The sequence below is a fragment of the Anoxybacillus sp. LAT27 genome, assembly GCF_022030075.1.
GTDB classification, from domain to species: domain Bacteria; phylum Bacillota; class Bacilli; order Bacillales; family Anoxybacillaceae; genus Anoxybacillus; species Anoxybacillus kestanbolensis.
Genome location: NZ_JAIWYK010000024.1, coordinates 1 through 3,530, shown reverse-complemented (window position 1 = coordinate 3,530; position 3,530 = coordinate 1). Strand labels below are relative to the sequence as shown.

Sequence of the window (3,530 nt, the reverse complement as noted above, 5' to 3'; positions counted from 1 at the left end):
TTCAATTTTGAGATTTTGTGTACAATTCATAGTAAGTCCTCCTTGGTTTGATGATAGGGTCAACTTTCCATTGACACCCCTGCATCATACCAAGAGGGCTTTTTTCTTTCAAGTCCCCGAAAACCTTTCTAACAGGAATGCTCCTCTCTATTTTATCTTATGAATGAGAGAGAGGAACGGTGTGGACGGGCGGCTATAAAAACGGATTGCGCCATTCCATAAGCAAGGCGTAGTTGCACGATTGAGCATCTTCTAAATAATTAGCGACGACTTTCACCGGCGTACGCCCGCAGCGAAGCAAAAACGTAATGACAGGGTCTTTTATTTTTCCTGTTATGACGGCGTCTACATACTGTTCGGCCGTCATTTCATTCGCATATCGATGATATCCTGGCATGCGACTGCCACCTAATAGTCGTTCAAGTTTTTGGTGAACGACAACTTCGTACATCGACTGCATTAGCCATTTTCCTAACCCGAGTTTGCGATATGCTGGGCGGACACCGATGTCGACGACGTATAACGTATTGCCGTTTCGGTTATGGTTGCGAATATATCCGTTATCCGTTATTTCTTCCCACGTATGATCGGCATCGCTTGGATGAAAGTTCACGATCAAACCTGTCATCGATCCGACGACTTCTCCGTCCACTTCGACACATAACGCCCCTTCTGGAAAAAGGGTGATATGGTTCATAAGCTGTTCTTTATTCCACCATAGTTCAGATGGAAATGGAGGTGGAAAGCTTTCTTGCTGGATGCGAATTAACGCATCGATATCTTTTTCTTCATAGTTGCGAATGGTGGCAGGAATCGGACGGTCGTCATGAAAGACGTAAAGTTGCTTATACATCATTCTCTCCCCTTATGTCCAATCGGTATATAAATCCGTGCGGCGGTCGCGCCATGTAGTGACGGATCCGCGCTCGCGAACGTCGTAAAGAAGCTGTAAATCAAGATCGGCCGTAATAATCATATCGTCATTGATTTCTCCCTCCGCTAAAATGCCGCGCGGTGGAAAGGGAATATCGTTCGGTGTAATAATCGCTGCTTGCCCGAAGTTTGCCCGCATAAAGTCGACGGTTGGCAATGATCCGACTGTTCCTGTCGTGACGACGTATACTTGATTTTCAATCGCGCGGGCGTGACACGTATAGCGTACGCGATAAAATCCGTGACGATCATCGGTACACGACGGACAAAAAATGACGTCCGCTCCTTTTGCACGCGCCATGCGCACAATTTCAGGAAATTCAATGTCATAACATGTTAAAATCGCAATCGTTCCTTTTATTGTGTCAAAGACATGTAATGTGTCGCCGCCATGCATATTCCATTCGTTCACTTCTGTCGGGGTAATATGTAGCTTTGCCTGTTCGGCAATCGTTCCATCGGGATAAAATAAATGTGCCACATTATATAGTCGATCTTCTCTTTTTATGACATGTGTCCCGCCAATAATATGCATATTCGTTTGTTTCGCAAGTGTTGAAAATAATGAGCGATATGCTTCTGTAAACGTTGGAAGCTCGTCAATCGTTAACGCTTCTTTCGTGTCATCGCCGATAGACATAAGCTGTGTCGTCATAAACTCGGGAAATAGGACAAATTCAGCCCCAAATTCTTGTGCTGTTTTTACATAATGTTCCACTTGTTTCGCAAACTGTTCAAACGATTGAATCGTATGTAAATGATATTGCACTGCACTAACGCGCATTTTCAACGAAACTCACCTTCTTTTTCTGTATTTTCCATCATTATAACGAATATTGTTTCATTTGTCAGAGTGGGAGCATTGTTTATGTAGAAAAAACGATTCGTATGTTACAATAGCGCTAAAGGAGGAATGTGAAATGAACATTTACGATTTTCACGTACGTACGATTCATGGGGAAGAGCAATCGTTAGCGCAGTACAAAGGAAACGTATTACTCATCGTCAATACAGCAAGCAAATGTGGCTTGACGCCACAATATGAACAATTGCAACAACTATACGACAAATATAAAGAACGTGGATTTGTTGTGCTCGGCTTTCCATGCAATCAATTTGGAAATCAAGAGCCGGGATCAGAAGCAGACATCTCGCAATTTTGTCAACTCAATTATGGTGTGACGTTTCCGATGTTTGCGAAAGTCGATGTAAACGGTCCAAACGCCCATCCGCTGTTCGTTTACTTAACGGAACAAGCGCCAGGCATGTTAGGGACGAAAGCGGTGAAGTGGAATTTTACAAAGTTTTTAGTCGACCGAAATGGGCAAGTCGTTGCACGTTTTGCACCAACTACAAAGCCGTTTGAGCTAGAACAACATATTGAAGCTTTGCTTCGCGAAACCGTCTCTGAATGAAAAGAGGCGGTTTTTTGTTGGGCGTAATGGATATGTCTATACGAAATTTTTTTTAGTGCATATGTTGAGATAGTAGGGATTTATGTCAAATAGGAGGGGTTATATGCTTATTGAACCTTGGATCGTGGATGAAACGATGCACGAGTTTTTTGTACCAGATTATATTGAACAAATGGCAGAAGACGTTTTGCGCCATTATGATTTATCTGTTCAAAGTAGGCAAGTCGTGACGACGAAGCCGGATAAAGGGGGAGCCATTTGGAAGTTAGAAACGAATAAAGGTCCGAAAAGTTTAAAATTGCTTCATCGCCGCCCAACGCGCAGCATATTTAGCCTCGGGGCGCAACGATATTTAGTCGATGTGCAAAAAGCGAACGTTCCGCCAATTGTACAAACGACGGACGGAATGGATTATGTAGAAGCGGGAGGAAAGTTATGGTTTGTTGCAGAGTGGATTGAGCCATTATTTCCGGTAACAAAAGATTTAGAAGGAGCGAAACAACTGTGCTATGCGCTCGGTGAATTTCATCGTTTAAGTAAAGGATATGTCCCTCCAAAGGGAGCAGAAATCGCTTCACGGTTATACAAATGGCCGAAAACGTACGAAAAAACGATAAACAAAATGGATTGGTTTCGCCAATTAGCGAAGGCGTATAAAGAGATGCCTGCAAGTGCGATGTTATTGGAAGTTGTCGATCATTTTCAAGCACAGGCTCGTGAAAGTTTTGCGCGACTTCAACAATCTTCGTATCATCAATTAGTCGAACGAGGAAATAGCGAATGGGGACTTGTGCATCAAGATTACGGCTGGTCGAACGGACAAATGGGCGCAAATGGTATGTGGATTATCGATTTAGATGGCGTCGCATACGATTTGCCGATTCGCGATTTACGAAAACTGATTTCCGGTACGATGGCTGATTTATACCGTTGGGACGTTCATTGGGTGCGTGAAATGATTCGAGCGTATCATGAGGCAAATCCGATCGACGCTTCATTATATGACGTGTTGATGATCGATTTGTCACTTCCGAATGAATTTTACAAAAATTTAAAAGAAGTAGTATATGATCCAGAGCTGTTTTTAAACGAACAAACGATGCAACTCATTGAGACGATTGTTGCGACAGATGCAACAAAATGGCCAGTACTCGCTGAAATTGAAAACGATTGGAAGGAGAA

The 3,530-nt window shown here is 43.1% G+C and carries 4 protein-coding genes; 2 read left to right on the top strand and 2 right to left on the bottom strand.

Annotated elements, in window-relative coordinates; translation table 11 throughout:
- Positions 1–193: 193 nt before the first annotated feature.
- Together LD028_RS01910 and LD028_RS01905 are read right to left on the bottom strand one after the other, a co-directional pair.
- A complete protein-coding gene (locus LD028_RS01910; protein WP_006318704.1) occupies positions 194–856 on the bottom strand; it encodes a GNAT family N-acetyltransferase in 663 nt (220 codons plus the stop codon).
- Positions 857–865: 9 nt separating this feature from the next.
- Positions 866–1,723 carry a carbon-nitrogen hydrolase family protein gene (locus LD028_RS01905; protein WP_237810755.1) on the bottom strand — a complete coding sequence of 286 codons (858 nt, stop codon included), beginning with the start codon at positions 1,721–1,723 and terminating at the stop codon, positions 866–868.
- Between the two features lie 130 nt (positions 1,724–1,853).
- Here LD028_RS01905 and LD028_RS01900 point away from each other — a divergent pair, with 130 nt between their 5' ends.
- Together LD028_RS01900 and LD028_RS01895 are read left to right on the top strand one after the other, a co-directional pair.
- Positions 1,854–2,348, top strand: coding sequence for a glutathione peroxidase (locus tag LD028_RS01900; protein ID WP_237810754.1), 495 nt, complete (start codon positions 1,854–1,856; stop codon positions 2,346–2,348).
- Between the two features lie 103 nt (positions 2,349–2,451).
- On the top strand, positions 2,452–3,530 hold a 1,079-nt coding region (locus tag LD028_RS01895; protein ID WP_237810753.1), incomplete at its 3' end, for a CotS family spore coat protein.